The organism is Oceanobacillus luteolus (assembly GCF_023715655.1).
GTDB lineage: Bacteria > Bacillota > Bacilli > Bacillales > Amphibacillaceae > Oceanobacillus > Oceanobacillus luteolus.
In genome coordinates this window covers 96,515-119,880 of record NZ_JAMBON010000008.1, presented here as the reverse complement: position 1 = coordinate 119,880, position 23,366 = coordinate 96,515, and the positions used below count along the sequence as shown (strand labels likewise).

At 38.1% G+C, this 23,366-nt stretch carries 21 protein-coding genes; 4 read left to right on the top strand and 17 right to left on the bottom strand.

Going from position 1 to position 23,366, the window contains the following annotated elements:
• The first annotated feature begins 453 nt into the window (after positions 1-453).
• The gene (locus tag M3210_RS07770; protein WP_171510271.1) at positions 454-822 is read left to right on the top strand and encodes a DUF1878 domain-containing protein; all 369 of its coding nucleotides are present in this window, start codon (positions 454-456) and stop codon (positions 820-822) included.
• Between the two features lie 3 nt (positions 823-825).
• Complete coding sequence (locus M3210_RS07765; RefSeq protein WP_251512959.1) at positions 826-1,347, top strand: hypothetical protein; 522 nt, start codon at positions 826-828, stop codon at positions 1,345-1,347.
• Between the two features lie 253 nt (positions 1,348-1,600).
• On the opposite strand, the gene csaA is transcribed toward M3210_RS07765, so the two are convergent.
• From csaA to M3210_RS07730, 7 genes are all read right to left on the bottom strand, one after another.
• Positions 1,601-1,933 (bottom strand): chaperone CsaA, encoded by a 333-nt coding sequence (gene csaA, locus M3210_RS07760; RefSeq protein WP_251512958.1) that lies wholly within the window; start codon positions 1,931-1,933, stop codon positions 1,601-1,603.
• Positions 1,934-1,969: 36 nt separating this feature from the next.
• On the bottom strand, positions 1,970-2,860 hold the full coding sequence (locus M3210_RS07755) for an EamA family transporter (protein WP_251512966.1): 891 nt from the start codon (positions 2,858-2,860) through the stop codon (positions 1,970-1,972).
• Positions 2,861-2,952: 92 nt separating this feature from the next.
• On the bottom strand, positions 2,953-3,654 hold the full coding sequence (locus M3210_RS07750; RefSeq protein WP_251512956.1) for a helix-turn-helix transcriptional regulator: 702 nt from the start codon (positions 3,652-3,654) through the stop codon (positions 2,953-2,955).
• A 140-nt stretch (positions 3,655-3,794) separates the two neighbouring features.
• The gene (rlmH, locus tag M3210_RS07745) at positions 3,795-4,274 is read right to left on the bottom strand and encodes a 23S rRNA (pseudouridine(1915)-N(3))-methyltransferase RlmH (RefSeq protein WP_251512955.1); all 480 of its coding nucleotides are present in this window, start codon (positions 4,272-4,274) and stop codon (positions 3,795-3,797) included.
• 134 nt (positions 4,275-4,408) lie between these two features.
• The gene (locus M3210_RS07740; RefSeq protein WP_251512954.1) at positions 4,409-6,253 is read right to left on the bottom strand and encodes a monovalent cation:proton antiporter family protein; all 1,845 of its coding nucleotides are present in this window, start codon (positions 6,251-6,253) and stop codon (positions 4,409-4,411) included.
• 189 nt (positions 6,254-6,442) lie between these two features.
• A complete protein-coding gene (locus tag M3210_RS07735; protein ID WP_251512953.1) occupies positions 6,443-8,134 on the bottom strand; it encodes a methyl-accepting chemotaxis protein in 1,692 nt (563 codons plus the stop codon).
• Positions 8,135-8,502: 368 nt separating this feature from the next.
• Complete coding sequence (locus tag M3210_RS07730; protein WP_251512952.1) at positions 8,503-9,762, bottom strand: OFA family MFS transporter; 1,260 nt, start codon at positions 9,760-9,762, stop codon at positions 8,503-8,505.
• Between the two features lie 350 nt (positions 9,763-10,112).
• On the opposite strand from M3210_RS07730, the gene M3210_RS07725 reads away from it, so the two are divergent.
• The gene (locus tag M3210_RS07725; RefSeq protein WP_285853621.1) at positions 10,113-10,259 is read left to right on the top strand and encodes an aspartyl-phosphate phosphatase Spo0E family protein; all 147 of its coding nucleotides are present in this window, start codon (positions 10,113-10,115) and stop codon (positions 10,257-10,259) included.
• Positions 10,260-10,361: 102 nt separating this feature from the next.
• Here M3210_RS07725 and M3210_RS07720 read toward each other — a convergent pair whose 3' ends face one another.
• Together M3210_RS07720 and M3210_RS07715 are read right to left on the bottom strand one after the other, a co-directional pair.
• Positions 10,362-11,585, bottom strand: coding sequence for a hemolysin family protein (locus tag M3210_RS07720; protein ID WP_251512950.1), 1,224 nt, complete (start codon positions 11,583-11,585; stop codon positions 10,362-10,364).
• An 88-nt stretch (positions 11,586-11,673) separates the two neighbouring features.
• Entirely contained in the window at positions 11,674-12,843 is a 1,170-nt protein-coding gene (locus M3210_RS07715) for a TraB/GumN family protein (RefSeq protein ID WP_251512949.1), read from the bottom strand.
• Positions 12,844-13,020: 177 nt separating this feature from the next.
• On the opposite strand from M3210_RS07715, the gene M3210_RS07710 reads away from it, so the two are divergent.
• Entirely contained in the window at positions 13,021-13,560 is a 540-nt protein-coding gene (locus M3210_RS07710) for a GNAT family N-acetyltransferase (RefSeq protein ID WP_251512947.1), read from the top strand.
• Positions 13,561-13,635: 75 nt separating this feature from the next.
• Here the strand turns inward: M3210_RS07710 and M3210_RS07705 are convergent, their stop codons facing one another.
• The 8 genes from M3210_RS07705 to yycF all read right to left on the bottom strand — a co-directional run bounded on the left by M3210_RS07705 (position 13,636) and on the right by yycF (position 23,204).
• Positions 13,636-13,968 carry a DUF3889 domain-containing protein gene (locus M3210_RS07705; protein WP_251512945.1) on the bottom strand — a complete coding sequence of 111 codons (333 nt, stop codon included), beginning with the start codon at positions 13,966-13,968 and terminating at the stop codon, positions 13,636-13,638.
• Between the two features lie 102 nt (positions 13,969-14,070).
• The gene (locus tag M3210_RS07700; RefSeq protein ID WP_251512942.1) at positions 14,071-15,786 is read right to left on the bottom strand and encodes an ABC transporter ATP-binding protein; all 1,716 of its coding nucleotides are present in this window, start codon (positions 15,784-15,786) and stop codon (positions 14,071-14,073) included.
• Between the two features lie 400 nt (positions 15,787-16,186).
• Entirely contained in the window at positions 16,187-17,386 is a 1,200-nt protein-coding gene (locus M3210_RS07695; protein WP_251512940.1) for a S1C family serine protease, read from the bottom strand.
• A gap of 212 nt (positions 17,387-17,598) precedes the next feature.
• Entirely contained in the window at positions 17,599-18,384 is a 786-nt protein-coding gene (locus M3210_RS07690) for an MBL fold metallo-hydrolase (protein ID WP_251512938.1), read from the bottom strand.
• Positions 18,381-19,301, bottom strand: coding sequence for a two-component system regulatory protein YycI (locus M3210_RS07685; RefSeq protein WP_251512935.1), 921 nt, complete (start codon positions 19,299-19,301; stop codon positions 18,381-18,383). The genes M3210_RS07690 and M3210_RS07685 overlap by 4 nt, the downstream gene beginning before the upstream one ends.
• A gap of 2 nt (positions 19,302-19,303) precedes the next feature.
• Positions 19,304-20,674: a YycH family regulatory protein gene (locus tag M3210_RS07680; protein ID WP_251512933.1), complete on the bottom strand. Its 1,371-nt coding sequence runs from the start codon at positions 20,672-20,674 to the stop codon at positions 19,304-19,306.
• The gene (gene walK / locus M3210_RS07675; protein WP_251512931.1) at positions 20,671-22,497 is read right to left on the bottom strand and encodes a cell wall metabolism sensor histidine kinase WalK; all 1,827 of its coding nucleotides are present in this window, start codon (positions 22,495-22,497) and stop codon (positions 20,671-20,673) included. The genes M3210_RS07680 and walK overlap by 4 nt, the downstream gene beginning before the upstream one ends.
• Positions 22,498-22,502: 5 nt before the next feature.
• Positions 22,503-23,204, bottom strand: coding sequence for a response regulator YycF (yycF, locus tag M3210_RS07670; protein WP_251512928.1), 702 nt, complete (start codon positions 23,202-23,204; stop codon positions 22,503-22,505).
• Positions 23,205-23,366: the final 162 nt, after the last annotated feature.

Sequence of the window (23,366 nt, the reverse complement as noted above, 5' to 3'; positions counted from 1 at the left end):
CTTATCCATGAGATTTGTCCTTTATTTTTGGATTTGGATGGGTTACCACCTGAATAAATCCATTATAAAGGACTTTTTATTTGCATTAAAGTAAATTAGCGAAAATTCGGGGTCTTGTTAATATTTAATCTTAATTAATGCAACGCTAGTGATTTAATATATATAAATCTTGAATTATTTTGAATATATCAGGAGGGAAGTAATATGGATGACAATAATTGAGTGAATTTTGCTACATTTTAACTTAATGCATTAATTAGAGATGATTTTCCCAAGCCCGTTTGGCCGAAATTACTATTTTACCTGCGTTTCATTTATACTAAATCTTTTTTGATAGAGTCAATAGATTCATAGACAGATTAATTAGTAGTTCGCAAAATTTAAGTTGCATGTACACATGTGGAATTAATTAACCTTTCTTTAAACTAAACTACTAATATGAGGATGATATTTATGAGCGATGAAAGAGTAAGATTATTAGAAGAAAAAGTTGAACATTTGGAATTTAAGTTAGACCTAATGTTTCATGATTCAAACATCAACAGGATTCTATTTGAATACGATATCACAAAAAGACAATATAACGAAATCATGAATCTAATGGACGAAATTAGAGACCAGATAAATCATAATAAAAAAGTTAGTAATAGCGAATATGAATCTAGAATTTATGAGATTACTGGTAACGAAGGTGATTACCACTTAGCCGAGTATATAGCAAAAGCACTTTGGGAAGATGGAAGATGGGATGAAGTTTTCCCTGCACTATATGGTAACTTCCCGAAGTATAAGCATATTATCAGCGAAAAGGATGGTAATTAACTATTGGACTTAAACACTTTAGGGAGCATTTCAAGTATAGTCTCTTTAGGTGGGGCTATTATTTCATGGATTTTCGCCTCTAAGACGATGAAGTATTTTAAAAATACAACAATGCAATATACATATACTGACATTCTATCAAGAATAAAAAGTATTGCGGAGGAAACACGCGAGAATAAGCGGAAATATATTAGAGGTAGTGAAAAATCTTATGATAAAATCATAACCAAATTAAACAATGTACTTTATGATTTACCTATTAATGAAGATGAGATTAAATCCTCTATAGAAGATATCATTAAAAGAATAGATAATTGCCTTAAAGAGCAAGTTTCCATTCAGCAAATGGATGAAAAAATTGCACATATTGAAGGTAGAGAAAAATTCAAGGATATTGACACCATATATAGAGAAGTAATAGAAATAATTAAAAGCAAGATAGTAATGATTCAAAATAGGAATTCAAATTCCATAATAAGTTGGGCTGTAAATAAAATAAGGCAAAAGGGACAAAAAAAAGATTGAGAGAAAGCAACTAATACGTGTATAAAAAGCAGGGGAATAACTCTGTAACCCCTGCTTTGGTTTACTTTATAATAATTATACCTATAAGTAAGGTCTCTAATTAAACAACTTAAGAACCTAATTTACCTAACCATTCCTTTTTAATAACAACTTCCACTCTTTGTTTTACCACTATTTGTGATACGGTTCTCTGGAAATTACCGGTAATATTACCCCTTAAACCAATCTCAAAAATACATTCACCAAAAATGTATTATGATATTCTTGTTCCATTCCTAACGAGTTCGTCAGGTTTCAAAAGAATAACATCCCCATCTTCTGGAACCGCACCAATTACCAATACTTCAGATTTAAACCCTGCAATTCTCATTGGAGGAAAATTAATTACTCCTACTACTTGACGTCCACAAAGTTTTTCAGGATTATACCTACGTGTGATTTGTGCAGACGAATATTTTATGCCAATCTCTTCTCCAAAATCGATTTCTAATTTTATTGCAGGTTTTCTCGCTTCAGGAAAAGATGTTGCATTTATGATTGTGCCAACACGAATATCTAGTATTAGAAAATCTTCGATTTTTACCATAATGATTTAACCACCTTTTTACAAGTTTACTCACTGCTAAGCCACCCTACGTTTATTTTTGCTACTAGAACTTTTGGAAGACCGTATTAATGTTCCGATACCAAGCATTAAAAGGAAAATCCCAAGCCACGAAATTGTGTTTAGGTTTTCTCCTAACATGAAAACCCCTAATAACGCTGCTGTCATTGGTTCTGCCAACGCAAGTGTAACTGCAGTAGATGAAGAAACATGGGCAAGTCCTTTGGCAAAAAGGAAATATGCTACCCCGGTCGCCATTATTCCAAGTTGAATGCTTATACCGACACCTCGAAAACTCATTATCCAAGACATATCAAAAATAAATAAAAATGGTGATAGACAGATTGCGCTTAGGGTGAAAACTACTGCAACCACTGATAAAGTTGAGTATTTTCCAACCATATCTCTGCTTATAAGAGCATAACTGGCAAACGATAAACCTGCCCCTAAAGCCATTATTATTCCAATAGGATCTACATACAATGATTCTTTATTCATAAATAGCATTAGACAACCTAAGATGGATAAAATTGTAGAATACCACCAAACTTTAGAAGGACGATTTTTGAAAAACATCCATTCCAAGAAACCAGATAAAATAGGGGCACTCCCAATTGCTACCACTGTTCCAATAGCCACTCCCGTAATCGAAACTGCTGAGAAAAATAACGGTTGATATAATGCCATACATAAAGAAGCCCCTATTATAGTTTTGACTGGCCAATCTATTAATTTCAATTTTCCTGTTATAAGTGCAATAAGTAATAAGAATAGACCCCCTACTGCTAAGCGAGTAGCGCCAATGGCAATCGGGTGTGCTGCTTCAGGAGCAAGTGCCTGCGTAGTACCTGTGGTCCCCCAAAGAATTGCTGCTAGCAATATTAAAAAAGGAGACAATTTACCCTTCATGTTGCTCACCTCAATAAAAAAGATAAAAAGAATAGTTAAACTTATGATAAACAAATCCATAAAAAGTTTCTTTACCAAGTTTAATATCCGCTTTATCCTTTATTAAGAATTTTATATTTCTTCGGAGGCATTCCTTCACATCTTACAAACCACCTTGTAAACGATGAAGAATTTTCAAAACCTAATTCCTCACTAATCTTTGTCATAGACCATGCTGTTGAAACTAACAGATGCTTAGCCTCTCTCAATCGAAGTTCAGTTATATACACACTTGGGCTTTTTCCCATTTTTTGTTTAAACCATGATGAATAATACGCTGGGTGATAATGTTCTATTTTCGCTAAAGTTTCTAAACTAATGGGCTCCTTAAAATGTTTGTGAATATATTCAATAGAAGGAAGTCTAGAGATATGTAGTTTGTTGGTCACATATTTAGTCAAATTTACTAAGGAAGAAGAATTTCTCTGACTCCTCGCCTCTTCCAATAACAAATAACGAATAGAAGACCATTGTTTATCCAGCCCTATATACATGGTGCTTGTATCCTCTGGCAAATAATGAATTGGTATATCTAATATTAAAAATTCGTTTCTGTCTACTGAACAATATTTAGGATCAAGCATTGGAGGAAGGTACAGACAATAATCCGGTCTCAGGTTTATCTCTTGCAAATTTGTTTGTATATCTAAGGATCCTTGTAATGGGAAAAGAAATTGACCAAACTTATGTTGGTGAGAATTAAATTCTTTAGAATAAGTCCTTTTCTCACAAGTTACTTGGTTGGCATTTCTCATTATGACTCCCCCTCTCTTTAAGATATATTATAATTCTAAACATATAGGTAATAAAGAAATTGAAAAGAGGAAGTACAGATTGACTTAAATCTTGTTTAGAAAATCCTTTGTAATAAGAACTTCTACCCTCTGCTTTACCACTATTTGTGATACGGTTCATTCCTATTAATCCTAAACCCCCGATACACCTGCTCCAACAACACCAAGCGCATCACCTGATGAGGAAATGTCATTTTGGAAAACGATAATGCGTAATCACTGCACTGCTTCACTTCATCACTAATTCCTAATGAGCCCCCAATAACAAATGCAATTTTGCTTTTCCCATATGTTGCAAGTTCGTCCAGTTTCGCTGCAAACTGCTCTGAGGTAAGCATCTTTCCTTCAATTTCAAGCGTAAATACAAATGTATCCGGTTGAATGTTACTGACGATCCGTTCCCCTTCTTTTCGCTTCACCGTTTCCATTTCCGCATCACTTAATGTTTCTGGCGCCTTTTCATCTGCGACTTCCACAATATTGACATTTGCATAACTAGAAAGGCGTTTTAAATATTCTTGGATTCCTTGTTTGAGATATTTTTCTTTTAATTTACCTACAGATATAATCGTGATCTTCATCGAATCTTCCTTTAAGAGTCTATTTTTAGACAGTGTACCACATGGAACTACCATTTTATAGGTTTCTCCATACTAAATAAAAAACACCACAGGGATAGCTGTAATTCAGCCCCCCTATGGCACTCCTTGATCCTTCAAATATTATTCGCTACCTTTGCCATTGACTCTTCACTACCGCTTATAATCAAACGGTCCCCTGTCTGTAGAATCGTATCACCATTTGGCGTAATGGCTCGGTCGCCTCGATAAATTGATAAAATAAGTGTATCGCCTAAGAATGGCAGCTTGCGCAGTGGTAGGTTATCATATCTGACATCCTCTAGAACAAACTCCCTGATTGCCTCATCCTCATCTGTTAAGAATCGTACAAGACTTGGGCTGTGGACCATCGCTTTTAGAATCATTTCACTAGCATAGACATCAGAGTATACTGTAATTCCCATGTCGCTATACTTTTTATTCAATTTAGGATCTTCAATACGAACAATCATATTTTCATATCCAATTTCCCTTGAATAATTAGCTAATTCGATGTTGAAGTTATCATCACTAGTTGTAACGATTACTCGATCAAAGGTTTCAAAAATTTGCCTTTCAATCAGTCTCTCCAGTGATAATTCCTCTAATTCAACAATCGGGAATTCATTATCATTTTCAGATTCAATCTTTGCTTGTTTCCCTGAAAAGATCGTCACTTGATAATTACTCTTTTGAAAGTTGATGCTCGCACGAAGCGCTGCACGGTTGGCACCAATAATAGCTAAACTATGCTTCTTTTCTTCCACTTTAGGGGAGATTCTAGCATATAAAATCGGTGAAATGAAACACGTCAAGATCGATACAAGTACGATTGCGCTATTCATACCCTCCGAAATTATCCCCATTTGCAAGGACACGGTAGCAGCAACAATCGCAAGACTCAAGGTCGATGTAAGCAACATCCCCGAACCTACTACTTCATTCCAAGAGAACCACCGTTTCATCAACACGGTCGGTAAACTTCTTGTTAAAAAGAGGAAGATTAAAACAATCGGTATCAGCGCAAGAATTCCAGGATTTTCAAATAAAGATGCAAAGTCAAAACCTACTCCTACCATTACAAAGAAAATCGGTATTAAAAATCCATACCCAAAACTGTCCAGCTGATGGACAAAGTCTCTGCCTGGGCTAAGTAAGGAAACAACCACACCTGCTAAAAACGCACCAAGGATATTTTCCACTCCCATTGTTTCCGATAAGGCTACGAAGAGAAGAATGAGTGCAAAAATTCCCCGTGTACCAATCTGTGCTGTTCCTCTTTTCAACGTCTCCAATAATTGCATATCGCTTTTCTTCTTGTAATAATTCAATACATAATACAGTAAAAATACTAGTGCCAAAAGTAGAACTATCCACCATACAATCGTCGTATCGCCATTTTTCAATGCCAAATAATAAGCAAATAATATCATCGTGACAAAGTCGGAAATAACTGCGATAAGCAATACCGTTTGTCCCAGTTCGGTATTAATCACTTTTCTCTCCTTCAATACCGGTACAACAACGCCTAAAGATATGGTTGAAAGAATAATCGTCATGAAAAATGGATCATCGATCATTCCGAAATATACTAGTATCATAGAAAAACCGTAAGCCAAAATGAGCATAAACAGAAAAATAACTATGGATATGAGAAAAGGATTGATTTGTTTCGTTTTCCCTGGTTTCTTTTCTTTTTTCAACTTAAAAGATGAGAAATCAATTTCTAAACCACTTAAAAACATCAAGTAAATCAAGCCTAAACTGGATAATAGCGTAAGCCATGCATTATCTACGTCTACAAGGTCCAATCCACTTTTCCCAATAATAATCCCGGCTATTATTTCTGCTACGACAATCGGTATTGCTTTTAATTTCAATCGTTGAAGCATGATTGGAATGAAAAAAGCAACACCCGTTACAATCATTAAAGAGACAATGGAAGCTGTTCCATGTTCCATTTTGTCACCTCCATTAAATCAATCAAAATATTTGTCAATATAACACATGGCAACTGAGTTGTAAAGAAAACATGTATTAAATTCATTTACGGATTGAAGAAGAGAAAGCTGTAGTCTTTGCTTTCAAACAAAAAAAGCTGATTAAGAAAACATCTAAAATGTCTTAACCAGCTCTCTATTATTTTCATTTTAAAGTTTAAATCGTCTTACTAAACCGTTTAGTTCTTCAGCAAGTCTTGCTAATTGCTCGGAGCTTGCTGCAACTTCTTCCATGGAACTGCTCGTTTGTTCTGTAGCAGCAGAGGTCTCTTCCACTCCAGCTGCCGCCTCTTCGGAGATAGAAGCTATTTCTTCAACGTTGCCATTCATCTCCTGACTTTTCGATGCGATATCAGCTATATGATCGGATACTTGATCAATCGTATGCACCATATTTGATATCGATTGGCTAATTTCATCAAATGTTTCTCCAGTAGTGATGATTTGGCTTGTTCCTGCTTCTACTTCTTTATAACCATCCTTCAATGATTCAGCAACAACACTAGATTCATTCTGGATCGTTCCTACGATTCCTGTAATGTCCTTAACCGAAACTGCCACTTGCTCTGCAAGCTTCCTTACTTCATCCGCTACTACTGCAAATCCTTTTCCTTGCTCACCCGCTCGAGCCGCTTCAATTGCAGCATTTAATGCAAGTAAATTCGTTTGATCTGCAATCCCTTCAATAACAGCGACAAGTTGTGAGATTTGTTGTGTTTGTTGGTCCAATCCTTCCACCTTTGTAACCGCTTCTTGAACGATTTGGTCAATTTTCGCCATTTGTTTTGTTGAAGATGTCATCAACTCACTACCCTTAGTAGTCAAGCCAATTACATCTTTTGTATACTCTTGTACACGTTCACTGTTTTCATTTACTTCTTGTACATTTTCTGCAAATGTACCCATAATGGAAGCTAGATCTCCTGCACTTTCTGCCTGTGTTTCTGAACCTGAAGCCAATTCTTGCATAGTCGTTGCTATCTGTTCAGAACCAGCTTTTACTTCATTAGCTGATTGAGTCAACTCTTCACTATGACTTGTAACTGTTTCAGAAACAACATTAATATCCGAAAGTATTTCACGAATTTTAGCAGTCATTTGGTTGGTCGCTCCAACTAACTGACCAACTTCATCTTTCGAATTGATTGTCAGGTCTTCTTGGCTTAAATCACCACTTGCGATACTTTTCATTCGTTCCATCACCATTTTGATTGGCTTAGAAATAATTTGTGCTGTAAAGAGTGCTGCCCCAATACTCAATACGACGATGACCACTGATACGATACTAATGATTAATAGAGAACGCGCTCCATCTGAAACAATTTGTTCACCACTTTGATTGATTTCATCTGTAGCACCCTGCGCTAATTCCTCATAACCATCCATGATTTCTCGAACAACCGGAGTTAATTCATTCAGATTATCCATCGCTCGGTCGACATCGCCACGATCGTAGACAGCAAATACATCCTCACTAATAGCAGTCCGCCATTCTACGGTCCGTTTCAACACATCTTCAAATTCCTCGCTCACTCCGACACTTCTAGCTAGAGTTTCAAATTCTATTCCCTGTTGTGTGTATGCGTCAAAACGATCCTTAAAATCACTTTCCCCACTTAAGGCATAACCACGTGCAGTGGAAATCCGGTTGGCCATCGTTGTTTCCAACCCTTTATAGGCAATTAACCGTTGAAGATCCTCTTCCACAATCTCCTCCACTGTATTATTGTTTTGGTTGACTGTAATGTAATTATAAATATTAGTGATCAATACTAATAAAATCACAATCGAAAATGCAAATATTATTTTATGCTTAATGCTTTTGAAGTTCAAAAAACTCATTTTCACTCTTTTCTCCTTTAACCGATAAGATAAATTACTAATTTACTAGCCTTAAGGTGTATCATCGTTGCTATTTTGATGAAAGGTGCTTTATATATCAACCGAACATCGTGAATCTAATCACATCCTTCTTTATAGAAAATCAAGATGGTCCCCCTAACTCAGTTTTCCCACTCTATCTATCGCACTTTTCATATTCCTTCAGAAATATAGCCAATTCATATACTCAACTAAAGAACTAGTCTATATATTTATCGGTCGAATTATCTAGATTTAAAAGTAGAATATATTGGTAAAATAATCTGATAAGATAAATAAATCACGACTATAATAGAAAAGGATGTCTCTATGAGACATCCTTCTTTGAGTCAGCTTGCTATTACTTCTTTTTTTCCATTACTTACCTCATTCTCTAAATTAACGATGCCAGGCTTAACAACAAATATACTAATTAAAGCAGCAACAGCAAACATAGCAAGAATGACATACAGCATAATGTCATAAGACCCGGTCTGCTCGAGAATGAATGTACTCAGCTGGTTGCCAGATAACCCTGCAAACGCCCATGCAGAAAGTGTCAATCCATGAACGGTGGAAATACTGTCTAATCCAAAACGATCGGATAAGAGAGGGGGCAGTGATGAAAATCCTCCACCATATCCTGCATTAACAATACAGAGCAGTGCAATGATTAAAATTGCGTATGCATTATTCATGCCATCGAACACGATTGTCGCCAAGATTGCAGCGATGGATGAAAAGAAGATGATTTTATATATTGAATTTCGATCGCTTAATCGATCTCCTAATGAAGAGAATGCTACTCTTCCACCTGCATTGAATATGGCAGTCAAAGAGCTGACCAAACCAATTGCTCTAAAACCGATAAATGCGAGCATGCCCTTTTCTTGTGAAATTAAGGCAAGGCCACATGTGATATTAATATAAAACATGAGCCAGATACCGATGAAAGTTTTGTTTTTCAACACTTTTATATAACTGAAATGTTGGCCTTCCATATTTTCTTCTTCTGATCCGAACGGTTTCTTCAATGTTAGATGTCCAATAAACATCATGACAAAATAGATAGCTGCTAAAATATAAAACATCGTATATATACTGGTCGGGTCAACCAACATACCAGTATTATCCCTTGCACCCATCAGACTTTCCATCAAGGGACTTGCAATTACTTTTGCTAAACCAAAGCCTGCAACCGCCAGGCCAGTCGCTAGTCCTTTTTGTTCTTTAAACCATAACATTAATGTTTTCACCGGTGTCAAATAGCCGATCCCTAAGCCAATCCCCATTACGATCCCGTAGGAAACATAAATACCGAGCAATGACTTCTGATAAATGAAAAATCCTGTCCCTGCCATACCAACGACAAAAAAAATCATAGCAAGTAAAGAGGACTTATGGATATCTTTTTCTACCAGTCTTCCACCAAACGCTGCAGACATTCCTAGAACAAATATAGCCAAGCTGAACGCCCATTCCACTTCACCAAGAGAACTCCCAATATAATTGGCAATATCCGCTTTAAATAATGACCAACAATAAACTGTACCAATACTGCAATGAATGAGCAATGCTGGAAGTACCGCACGAATCCACTTATTATTCATTTTACACCCTCCAAGTTTCTAATAGACTTGCGACTCGTATAATTACGTATGTTTTTCCTTAACACAATAATTATGTTCGTAAATCAGTTATAAAATACAACTTATAACTATTATTTATACTTAAAAACAACAAAATCACGAACATTGATATGGTCATTATAAAACATTCCGGCAAATAAATAAATAGAAATCTTTTACTATTAACTAGCTTTTAAGGAAAAAAGGATAATATTAAGGTGTATATTGCACCTAAAAATTGTCATTTTAGTTTAAAATGAAGAAAATTAGGATAATATATAAATGTATCATTGTGAAGGAGTGGTGATTGTATTAAGACCTGTAAAGAAGGGTTGAGGGGCGAAATTGAAAAGATGCGAGCGATGATGTATCAAGCATATGAAAATAAAGTAGATAATGATGAATTAATACAAATCTCCCAAGAGCTCGATAAGCTGCTTAATCAACTAGCTACAGTCACCCAGAATAAACATTATTAAAGTTAAGTGGCTCCATACCATTTCGTTCTCCATCAATCGTGAATAAAATAAAAGACCCGAACAGGCCATTTAGCTTGTTCGGGTTTTAAATTCATCAGTTTCTTATTTTACTATCTGTACTCTCCGAATATATCGATCTTCCACAGATAAAATTTTAAATGTTAAATTATCCCTCTCTAACACGTCACCGGCTTTTGGAAAGTCTTTAAACTCACTCAATAGATAAGCAGCCAACACATCTTCATCTTCGGGTATTTCCGTTTGAAAAATCGTGTTTAAACGATGGAGGGTGACCTTTCCGTCACAAATCACTTGAGTCGGGGTCAATTTTTCGATGAGGACTTCCGTTTCCTCGTCCATTTCATCGTGGATCTCCAGACCAATCATACCTTCAATAATATCCTCATGACTGATGATCCCCTCTGTACCACCATATTCATCAAGAACGATAGCCAAGTGCCTTCGTTCCTTCGTCATTTTGTGGAATATTTCTTCAATTGGCTGGAATTCATAAACGACGAGTGGATCGTCATCCATGAATTCTTCTAACTTTTTCTCCGGATTTACCGACCAGGAGAGGAGATATTTTGTATGCATGATCCCAACGATATGATCAATATCCTCATCATAAATCGGATAACGGGTAAATCGGTTATCAATCGCAAAATCTCTAACCTCTTCATAAGTGGAATCAATTGGTAAAGCAACGATATCCACACGTGGCGTTTTCATAACATCACGGACATTTAAATTATAAAAATCAAGCACACCTTTAATTCGATGTGATTCATCTGCCTGAAACGTCCCCTCAATTCCAGCAAGCTCAACGAGGGTACGTAGCTCATCCTTTGACACAGACAGCTCCTCTTCTCCATCTTTATTGAATATACTCGTTATAAAGGTGACGAGCTTATTTAGTAACCAAATGATTGGTTTTAAAATTTTAATCATCCCTTGAATAAGAGGTGACACAATAGAGGCAATCTCCATCGGCATTGACCGGGCAACCGCCTTAGGTATGATTTCTGCAAAAATGATGATGGCAGTAATTGTCAATGCTACTGCAAGGATCGTGTCAAAACTGGTATCCAAAGTATAATAAACAATAAGAGCAACAAGGCTCAGGTCAACGATATTATTGCCGATTACGGCAACTGTATATAGTTCACTCGGATTCTCAGTTAATTTGAGAAGTTTCTTTGCTTGTTTATCATCAGATTTTGCTTGTGTTTGCAGCTTCACTTGATTCAGGGATGTAAGCGCAGTCTCACTTGCGGAGAAAAAGATGGATAGACAGAATAGGATTACAATGATCGCAATGATCACAAACGGTTCCTCCTTCATGGAATACATGGTTTCAGTAGGTAAAGAAAAGAAAACACGGTTCCCTCAGGGAAGGTGCTTTCTTTGAGTTTTAGAACAAGTTTTGAATAAATAGTCGAACGACATCAGCACCGGCTATAAACGTACCAAGAGAACTGCCGAGATTGGCAAGAACCATAACGAGCAGCACTCGGGTCACTTTATTATCCCAAAAACCTTTTACACTAGTGACATCATCAGCAAGGTTTTCAAAATCCCGTACTACTGGCTTTTTCATATAAGCTTGTACGAACCCAGCAAACCAGCCTGCTGCAAGAAATGGATTCAATGATGTAAACGGTGCTGCGACAACTGCAGTGAGTACGGCGAGTGGATGTCCGAGAGCTATAATTGTCCCGATTCCAGCAAGCGAGCCATTCCATAATAGCCAGCTCCAAATTTGCTGAACACCCGCGTCTGGATTTTGAAAAAATGTCATGGCAATGAGGGCGATGATTACAATTGGAATAGCCCAGCCGATGACCTTCGGTGCTTTTGACTTCGGTGGTCTTTTCGTCAGTGCTTCTAAATTCTGTTCTTTATGTATTTCTCTCGTGATTCCAGGTACATGAGCCGCTCCTAGTATGGCAACTATTTTTTCTCCTGGTGCATCTTTGATTTTTTGTGCCAAATATTGATCTCGTTCATCAATGAGTGGCTTTTTCAATCTTGGGAAGCTCTCTGTTATTTCTTGAAGCATCGCATTAATCATATCTTTTTGCTTCATCTTCTCTAATTCTTCCTCTGTGATCGTTTCCTTACTGAATATGCCATAAACAACTTGAGTAAGGAGCATCGCTTTCCCCTTTAGACCGATATTTCCCCAGATTCTTGCAAACGTTATCTGGATATTCCGGTCAGCAAGAACCAATTCCGCTCCTACATCTTTTGCAGACTCAATCCCTTGAATCATCTCTTGGCCAGCATTGATGCCAAATTGTTTCGCCATTCGTTTTTGGAAAGAAGATATGGCAAGATTCATCAGTAACAAAGAGGCCTTCTTTTGCTTGATAACTTTAAAAATGTCCATTTCTTGCCACTTATTTCCGTCCGTGATTGACTGATAACGCTGTTCATCCAGTTCAATACACACCGAGTCAGGTCTTTCTTGTTCTATGACTTCCTTTACCTGTTCGGCACTTTGCTTCGAAACGTGTGCCGTTCCAATCAGGATGATTTCTTTTCCATTTATTTCCAACCGCGTAATATTATCATTGTCCACGATTTCAGATTCCTTCCTTTAGCTAAAAATGCTTATTACTTCCATAATAAACTAGCATTGCATGAAAATAAAATAAAATGTGTTTTTTTATCCTGACTACCCGCAATTTGGGCTATCTTTTTAAGCTGTAACTTTGTATGATGAAGAATATATAAATAAAGTAGGGGGGGATGAGAGTTGTTCAGATTGGATATTGATGAAGAAATTACATTGATTCAAATACAGGAATCCCATGCCGAGGAACTGTTCCGGCTTACAGATAAATCGAGGAAGGAATTGAGGGAATGGTTACCTTGGGTAGATGGAACAAAATCGAAACGGGATTCATTGACGTTTATTCGATTGACATTAAATTCATATGAAGCTAAAAAAGCATTGAATTGCGGGATTTTCTACAGGGGAAAGCTTTGTGGCATGGCAGGTTTTAATAGCATAGATTGGCAAAACTTGAATGCACAAGTTGGTTACTGGCTGGCAACGGATTTTGTCGGTCGTGGCATTATGACGAGATCTGTTAGTGGCCTTATTGAATACGCGTTTTACGAGTTGGAATTGAATCGGATTGAAATTAGGGCAGCGGTCGAAAATTCCAAAAGCCGTGCAATCCCTGAGCGCTTGAATTTTAAACATGAGGGGGTTGTTCGTCAAGCCGAGTGGTTATATGACCATTTTGTCGACCATGCCGTATATGGGTTATTACGATCCGAGTGGAGATAAAAAACATTCTTTCCACCACCAAAAATGCTGATACTTAAGGATCTCAGGCCATTGGGAACAGGTAATAACCAACAACTATCGATCTGTTTCCTGAAAATTGATTTCGATGACTTCCTCAGTCTCTGTCTTAAAATGAATATCTATAAAAACACCGAATTCTCGAGTATCGCCACGTAACCAAAGCTTGAACCTTTCTGTTGTGGTACCGTTATTATCAACTGCTCCTATATGCAAGTAATCGATGATCTCGGCATCAGGGTATTTTTCCTTTGTCACTTGCATAGCTACTTGGCCCCACTTTGCGTAGGGTGGTACATTATCTTGAAAGATTTCAGTACTTATTTGCGGCGTAATATAAGATAGGATTGGAAAAAGACTTAGAGAAGCAATGAGAATAAACTTCCACATGGCAATCAACTCCTTTTTTATAGGTTGTGTTCCACAGGAATATTTATGCTTATAGAATAATAAAAGGATATCCAACTTCAATGAAGATGGATATCCTTTTTATTAACTCATTTGGATATTATGAAGCCTTGCGAAAATCCCATTTTGGGCAATTAATTCTTGATGGGTACCTTGCTCCTCGATACCTTTCTTTGTCACAACCATAATACGATCTGCATTTTTTATAGTTGCAAGGCGATGGGCAATCACAAGAGTCGTACGGTTCTTCGCCAACTCGTCAAGGGATTCTTGTATAATCCGCTCTGTTTCCGTATCAAGCGCTGATGTAGCCTCGTCCAGAATGAGAATAGGAGGATTCTTTAAGAACATCCGGGCAATTGCAATCCGCTGTTTCTGTCCACCAGACAGCTTCAATCCTCGTTCTCCGATTTGTGTCTCATATCCATCTGGGAGTTCGTTGATGAACTCTTCCATATGAGCACGTCGAGCAGCTTCATATATCTCCTCATCTGTTGCATCCAATTTTCCATAAGCAATATTTTCTTTTAACGTTCCAGTGAAAAGGAAGACGTCTTGCTGGACGACACCGATATTTTTTCTTAACGATTCTTTCGTCATATCACGGATATCAAGCCCGTCAATAAAGATACTACCGTCATTCACATCATAAAATCTTGGAATCAATGAAGAAATCGTTGTCTTCCCAGCACCAGAAGGTCCAACAAAGGCCACCGTTTCTCCAGAGTGAATGTTAAAACTAATATTATTTAAAACTGGAGCTTTATTTTCTTCATAACCAAAGGTGACATTTTTAAATTCAATATTCCCTTCGAGGGTGTTCACATGTATCGCATCTGGCCTATCCTTCACATCCGGATCGACATCCAGCATCTCCGTAAATCGTTTGAATCCGGCCATTCCTTTTGGATACATTTCAAGCAGGGCAGTAATCTTATTGATTGGACTTGTGAGCACGTTCATTAAGAGGATAAAACTCACTAGTTCACCATATGACAAACGATTATGGAAGGTAAGCCAAGCACCGAACACGAGTACGAATAAAGTCATTAAGCGCATGAGTAAATAAATATTGGAATGTACCGTAGCCATTACTTTGTATGCACCCAATTTCGCCAGGCGGAACTTTTTATTATTCTCAATGAAACGCTCCATTTCAAACTTCTCATTCGTAAAAGCTTGGACAACACGTACTCCCGATACGGCATCCTCCACCCTCGCATTCACGTCTGCAATATCTTCGTACATTCTCTTCCACGAACGATTCATACGCATATTTCCGTAAGAAATCAGGAAAATGAGTACAGGAATTGCGATTAATACTACCAATGCCAACAGTGGATTGATCATGAACATAATGAAGAAGGCACCAAAGAAAGTCATGATTGCAATGAAGAAATCCTCTGGACCATGGTGGGCGAGTTCACCAAGGTCAAATAAATCTGTAGTGATTCTGCTCATCATATGTCCTGTTTTCGTATTATCGAAAAAGCGGAAAGACTGCTTCTGTACGTGGTGGAACAATTCATTACGCATGTCTGTCTCTATATTTACACCAAGCTTATGGCCGAAATAAGTAACTACATACTGAAGGAGGGTGCTGATAATATACACCGTTAAAAGCAGGATACCTACTGTAAGAATAATTCCCCAGTCATCCCCCATAAGTAAATCATCAATAAACCATTGTACGGCCAATGGAAAAGCAAGTTCTAAAATAGCCACAATGATTGCGGCAGTAAAGTCCACAATAAATAGCCGTTTATGTGGCTTATAATATGAAAAAAAGCGACGAATCAACGTAATGCACTTCCTTTTCCTATTTTTTTGTCTCCGTAAAAAGTATAGGCTTAGTTGATGGGAGTTTCAAGATATAAATTCCGAACTGTGTATAAGTGAAAGTCGCTTCAACGACTTGTTATAGAATGTAGAGGATAAATTAGAAGTTATTCACGATTTAAAGGAGATTATAGTGGATAAATCGTGGATAAGCGGAAAAATATAGTGGAAACTCTGTGATTATCCCCAAAGTTATCCACATATGCACAAATGTTCGTATTTATTTTGTGCTCCAACTAATTCACAATACTATATATTGATTTTAATAAATTATTTATCCACGGAATGTGAATAACTTTAATTTTTTGTGGATAATGTAATATGCCATCTTCCAGTAAAGCGGGAGATGGCATGTTATACCCTATTCTTGAGCGGTAAGGGTTACTTCCGTTTGTTGGATTTCACCATTACGATAGTACGTTATCTCTAGCTGATCGCCAATTTCCTTTTCATGAAATAGAACTTTTCTTAAGTCTATAATATTGCCAATCGGTTCGCCATCCAATTCAATGATGACATCCAAGCGCTGTAATCCACTTTGATCTGCAGGGGACATTGGCTGCACACTCCAAATGTAAACACCACCTGTTACGTCATTCGGTAAAGATAATGTTTTTTCCCATTCCCTATGTGGAATTTCATCCAGAGAATATACTTCCACTCCTAGGAATGGTCGCTCTACATTTCCTTTTGTTTCTAGCTCCTCCATGATCGGAATCGCATAATCGATTGGAATCGCAAAACCAAGACCTTCTACTGCAGCTTCATTAATCTTCATGGAATTGATGCCTATCAGTTGACCATAAATGTTGATAAGTGCTCCGCCACTATTTCCGGGATTTATGGCAGCATCGGTCTGAATGACTTCTGCTTGCCAGTCAGGTCTGCCATCCATATCAAAATCCTGGGGAATGGTCCGTTCTGTACCACTGATGACACCTTGTGTAACTGAACTGGAAAACATAAGACCAAGAGGATTTCCGATAGCTATTGCCGGCTCACCTACTTTTACATTTTGAGATATTCCAATCTCTATTGCCTGATCAACGGAATCATCAGACATACGAAGTACAGCTAAATCGGAAAATAAATCACTGCCGATTACTTCTGCTTCGACATGGGTATCATCGTAAAGAACGACTTCCACTTGATCAGCGCCTTCAATAACATGGTGGTTTGTAACGATATAGGCCGTTCCATCTGTAATTTTATAGATCACTCCTGAACCAGTTCCAGCTTCAATAGAACCCTGCTCACGCCAATAGTCGTTTTGCCGTTGAATATTTGTTACTCCAACAACGGTCGGGGTAACTGTCTCTACCACCTCGGTAACTTGTGTGGAAACATCTACACTGACAGAAGTATTCGTTATATTTCTGTCTTGAAGTTGGCTCGTTTCTTGCTGTTGCCTTGGGGTTTCACTAGTCGCCTGAGGGATAAGTCCTGCCTTCATCAGTTCAGGGATGACAAGGGAGACAATTAAAATACCAATAATCACACCTAAAAGCAGGGGGGTAAGCCAATAAAACCTTCTGTGTGTTCTTCGTCTGTAATAGCCCATGACATTGCCTCCTAGATTTCTGCTCTTATTAAATAGTATTACCAAAAATAAAAGCAACATAAACTAAAAATGGAAAAGCAGAACAGAGGTGAACTCGATAGCAATTCTATGTGAGGTGTTAAATGAGGGGGATGGGTTATTTCCAGGTTAGAGACGGAGCTTGGACACTCCGTCGTCCACCCTGTAATTTGAAAAAAATATACTACTCTTTTCTATACGACTTCATAAAGCGGTGTAGGTTCTTTCGGATCGGTGTCACAAATTTCCAAGTTGATTCCGCGTTCTTCCAGGATACGAGAAACCGACATACGGGCGAGATCTTTCATATTATTATCAAGACTCAAGTGCGCGAGATAGACACGCTTCGTATTATTGTTGATGACATCAGCAAGGGCAAGGCCAGAATCTTCATTGGACACGTGGCCGGAATCACCTAATATCCGCTGTTTCACGCTCCACGGATACCTTCCCATCCGTAGCATATTAACATCATGATTAGCCTCAAAAATATACGCATCCGCATCTTCGACAGTTTTCTTAATCCGCTCGGACACATAACCTAAATCCGTGACGAGGGCAACTTTTTTTCCACCGCTGTAAAAAGTGTAAAACTGGGGCTCAGCTGCATCATGGGAGACTCCAAAAGACTGTACATCCATATCGCCAAACGTTTTCACTTCTTCCAAGTTGAAAATAAATTTCTGGTCCGTGGTAAGTTTACCTAATGATTTCTCCATCGCTTTCCATGTCTTTTCGTTCGCGTAAATAGGCAAATTATACTTTCTCGCAATGATACCCAATCCTTTAATATGATCACTATGCTCATGGGTCACTAAAATACGAGAAAGCTGTCGTGGGTCCAGATTGGCCTTTTCAAATAGAAGATCAATCTGCTTTCCACTGAGCCCTGCATCCACCAATATTTTTTCTTTATTCGACTCTATATAAAAAGCATTTCCTGTACTCCCTGATGCGAGTACACTAAAACGTAAACTCATTCCGTTTCACTCCGATTTTCTAACTCTAGTCTTCTCTCCAAAATTGGCAACAATGTTTCTCTAAGCCCGTTATCTTCCTCTAATGCGTTTATCCGCAACAACAAGTGCTCACTAATAAAATTCAACAACATCTCTTCTGGATCATTGTCGTAAATGATTCCTTCAATCGCATTGACAAAATGATTTCGCTCTTCATTAACCTCTATTTTCCATGTCGGGGCAAACACTTGAACACCATCCGCTGCTATGCGGGAGTAATAGCCGACCTTAGCATCGGTCACTTCATCACCACGATTGAAGTAGTTGGCATTAAAAAGTTGGCCGATAACTTGAGGAGGTTGATTGAGTTGGACGAGATCACCTTGTACCTCCGACTCACCTAAAATGGTTTGGGCATAATGCGTCATCTCATTATCTTTATTTAAGAATACGAGCAATAATCCATTTTCATTATAGTAAATCGTACGGCCTTCTTTTTCTTGGAAGAAGACCAATACATTCAATTCTTCATTCCATTCCCAAAAAGAATAATCTTCACCGTAAAGGACGAGAGGTTGAACTGCAGCTTCAAGTGCTTCCGGAGTCATATCCGGTGATATTTGAACTGCTGTTTCAAGTTCAGATACGACCAGATTATTATTAAAAACTTCCGTTGTCTGACCCTCAACATTTTCGAGTTCTTCCAATTCATCTTCAGACAATTCATGTTGAATGACCGAGATATATGGTAGTTGACTCACATTTTCATCGATGTTTTCATAGGTTATATTTTCAGAAGCAAGCTGGTCCTCGATCGGCAATTCTTGGTTATCAAGGTAACCTACATCTTGCTGGCGATCAATAAAAGCAGAGATTAAGTATATATTTAAGATCAGGAAGCTAAGGATAAATAACGTTTTAATATGTCCCCATTGCATCCTTAGTTCCCTCCTCTTGGAATTTTTTCATCCGTGATATACAACTTTTGCCATATATTATTTTCTTTTTTATACCAAGCTGGAACCATCTCAATGTATTCACTCGCTTCATCATCTCGCTGATATTTCAACTCATACCCAATTGTAACATCTTGAATGTCTTCCATGGAAATATCCTCGTTTGACTCCAGGTAGGATAGGATGAATTCTCCAGACTGAAAGTCATCCACTGTCCTAGGAAAGAATTGATTATCGAATTTGAAGAGCGGACGGTTGTATTCTATCAGCTGTAAATTATTTTGATTTACTCCCCAAACCTGTTCAATCGTATCCAAGCCAAGATTATTAAAGACCGGATAACCATGATAGTACATTTGGAAGGAAACCTTGTTTGAATCCGAGTCAATCTCTTCCAGACGGTATTCCTGATTCAATCGTTCTGCCTGTGTCCAACCACTATGACTATTAATATTTGCAATGCTTTGATCCAGCAATCCTTCTTCTGATATCCGGTTAAATCCGTCAGTTGTTGGCGTAACATGGCTTATATACTCCATTCGCATTCCGTCTTGATAGACATTCATCTGCCGGTTATCCGTGAAATATGTTTGCCCAATTGTCTGCGATCTTGTTTCTCTTACAACAGACGGATTGGTAAACAAGATATTGACAAATAATGAAGGATTAATTTCAGTTGGTGTTATCGAGTATTTTTGCAAATCCATCTTACCTGCTGGAAAATATACCGGATTTATATCCTCGTTAATCACGAGGTACTCCGTTAATTCGCTCTTTTGTAAATCAGCGATTTTCTCCACCATATATTCATAAGTTTTTGCATCATTAACTAAAGCTACCGCTAACTGATCCATTTCAGGCGAGATAAATTCCAACTGTAATGATTTACTGTCAGCAATGAAACTAATCATCACCCGCTCCATGGAGCCACTTGGCTCCATATCATCGTCATTGAGACTAAATGTAAATATACTATCCAATACTTCCAGTGGAATTTCCTCTGGAAAGATTAATTCAATCGCCTGCGGAGAGCGCTCGATTGATACTGATACATCGCTGTACATTTCAAAATCAGATATGATCCAGTTCTGCATCTCTGCAAACAAGCTATCTCGATCTCTTGCATCGCTAAAACCATAATGGTCCTGTTCCATATGGAAAATGATATCGCTAGGTTTAATGAGTTCCCGCTTCTTTAGATCATCACGGCCTCCAGCATTCATTTCATTGTCGGCGATCTCTCCACCGATCGTCTGATTGGAGTTCGGCTGATAGCTCCATAACGTGTAGGAGAGGATAATACTGATACCGATCAAAACAATGAGGATAAACGATTTCACGGTCTCTAATTTCATTTCGTATCCCTCCGCTTCCTTTTAATAAGCGGGAGTGTAAAGTAAATGGACGTCCCATGGCCTTCTCTACTTTTTGCCCAAATTCGACCATGGTGAGCTTCGACCAATTCTTTTGTAATAGCAAGCCCTAGACCTGTACCACCAAGCTTTCTCGTTCTCGCCCGGTCAGCACGGTAAAAACGTTCAAATATCTTTTCCAGTTTATCATAGGCAATTCCCATACCTTCATCTTGAACGGTAATGAGAAGATAATGGCGTTTGTTTTCTACCCTGGTGATGATTCTTCCACCCTCTGGAGAATATTTGATTGCATTCGAGATGATATTATCAAGTACTTGAGTCATCTTATCTTTATCAATCCAGACCATATATTTCTTATTAGGCAACTCCCGTTTAATCGTGGTCGTTTCTGGGAGATGCATTTCAAAACGTTCGATCACATGATGGAAATAGTCAACGAATTCAACTTCCTCTTTATGAATTGGATATTCATCCGAATCCATTTTCGAAAGTTGCAGCAAGTCGTTTACCATGCGTATCATCCGCTCTGTTTCATTTTGTGTCACTTCAAGGAAACGTGGTGCGATTTCTTTATCTTCCCAGGCACCCTCTGCCAATGCTTCCAGATAGCTCTTCATCGTTGTTAACGGCGTCCGAAGTTCATGAGAAACATTGGATACAAAATCCCTGCGTTCTTGTTCGACCTTTTCATCTTCTGTAACGTCATTCAAAACAGTAATAAAACCAGTAATGACATCTTCATCATCTTTTACAGTGGAAAATGTTGCCCGGATAAGGAATGGCTGATTATCATCACTGAAATCGATAATCATCGAGCTGTTTTCCCTAAGCTCAGATATATCGGTCAGTTTTTCCTCAAGCTGAAGGACATCTATCAAATCATCGCCAATCATATCATCAGGATTTTCTCCGAGCAGAATTCCTGCCGCCTCATTCATCAGCGTAACTGAACCTTCTTGGTCGGTTGCGATAACGCCATCGGACATATTGGAAAGTACGGAACTCAGCTTAAAACGTTCTTCCTCAATCGTTGCATAGGAATGTTTCAGACGACTATTCAAGTCGTTGAAAGCTTCCGAGAGTTGACCGATTTCGTCTTTTCCATATACGTTAACTTTTTGTGTAAAGTCACCTTTCGCCATCACTTGTGCCTGCTTCGTCATTTCCTGGATTGGCTTGGTTATTGTTCGGGCAACAAGTACACCAATAATAGCCGATATGGTGATGGCAAGAAGTGCACCTTGTAAAAAGATCTTATTGATCTCATCCAGTTGATCATACAGACTCTCTAGGGATGATTCTAAATAGATGGCACCAACTATCACTCCACTGTTATTAATAACAGGATCGACACGGACATAGACATGCTCGTCCGTATCTTGATTCACAAACTTACCATCCTTTGACATCCCAAACGATAGTACCTGCTGTACAATATCTCTTGCCATCCGCTGGCCAATCTGCACCGCGTTGCTGTTGGTTCCAATAATCCTACTTTGACTGTTTACAACTATGACATTAGTAAGATCATCCGTACTGAGATCAGTTACAATTTCAGCGACTTCAGATTCGCGAGTCTGTCCTTCATCACCTTCACTGCGATCATTGTTGTATACAAGCTCAATATTGTAGGTCAGCAGCTCCATTCGACTGGAGATCGTATCGTCAAAGTTTTCCTTTAGATTCTTTTCCAGCTGTCCTGTAAAAAATGTTCCAATCAATTGAACGGCCAGAAGCAACAACAGAATATATATAATTATGAACTTTAGTTGAATCGAACGAAAAAATCCGATTTTATGCATCACAACTACTCCTGCTCAGGATTACGTAAATAATAACCAACTCCACGGCGTGTAACAATCCATGTTGGATTACTTGGGTTCTCCTCTATTTTTTCCCGTAATCTTCTTACGGTAACGTCAACGGTTCTCACATCTCCAAAGTAATCATAACCCCATACGGTTTCTAATAAATGTTCACGGGTCATGACCTGTCCAATATGACGGGCCAGATAATGCAACAGCTCAAATTCCCGATGAGTTAGTTCAATTTGTTCACCGTCACGAGAGACGACATACGCATCTGGAAAGACAGTAAGATTGCCGATAACGATATTTTTCGTCGGCTTTTCCGTTTCTTCAGGAACTTGTTGTCTTCTAAGATTCGCTTTCACGCGGGCAATCAGCTCACGATTACTGAATGGTTTCGTTACATAGTCATCCGCACCAAGTTCCAGACCAAGCACTTTATCTATTTCTGAATCCTTTGCGGTAAGCATAATAATTGGCATATTCTTCGTTTTTCTGATTTCCCGGAGCACTTCATTACCGTCTTTATTCGGCAACATAATATCTAATAGAATTAGATCGGGATCTTCCTGTTCAGCCAAATTAATTGCCTCATCCCCATCATTTGCTACTACAACTTGGTAACCTTCTTTTTCTAAGTTGAATTTTAATATATCTGCAATAGGTTGTTCATCATCTACAACTAGTATTTTATAGTTCATTTTTTGGCACATCCTTTTCAAGTAGAACTTTATTCTATTTTAACGTATTTTCGGTAATATGTCTGTAGCTATAAAGGTTTTTCAACAGTGTAGGTCGTAGGTCGGACATATGATCCTAATCCCATTTATGGAACTTTGATAGAATATGGGAATTTATCTCGC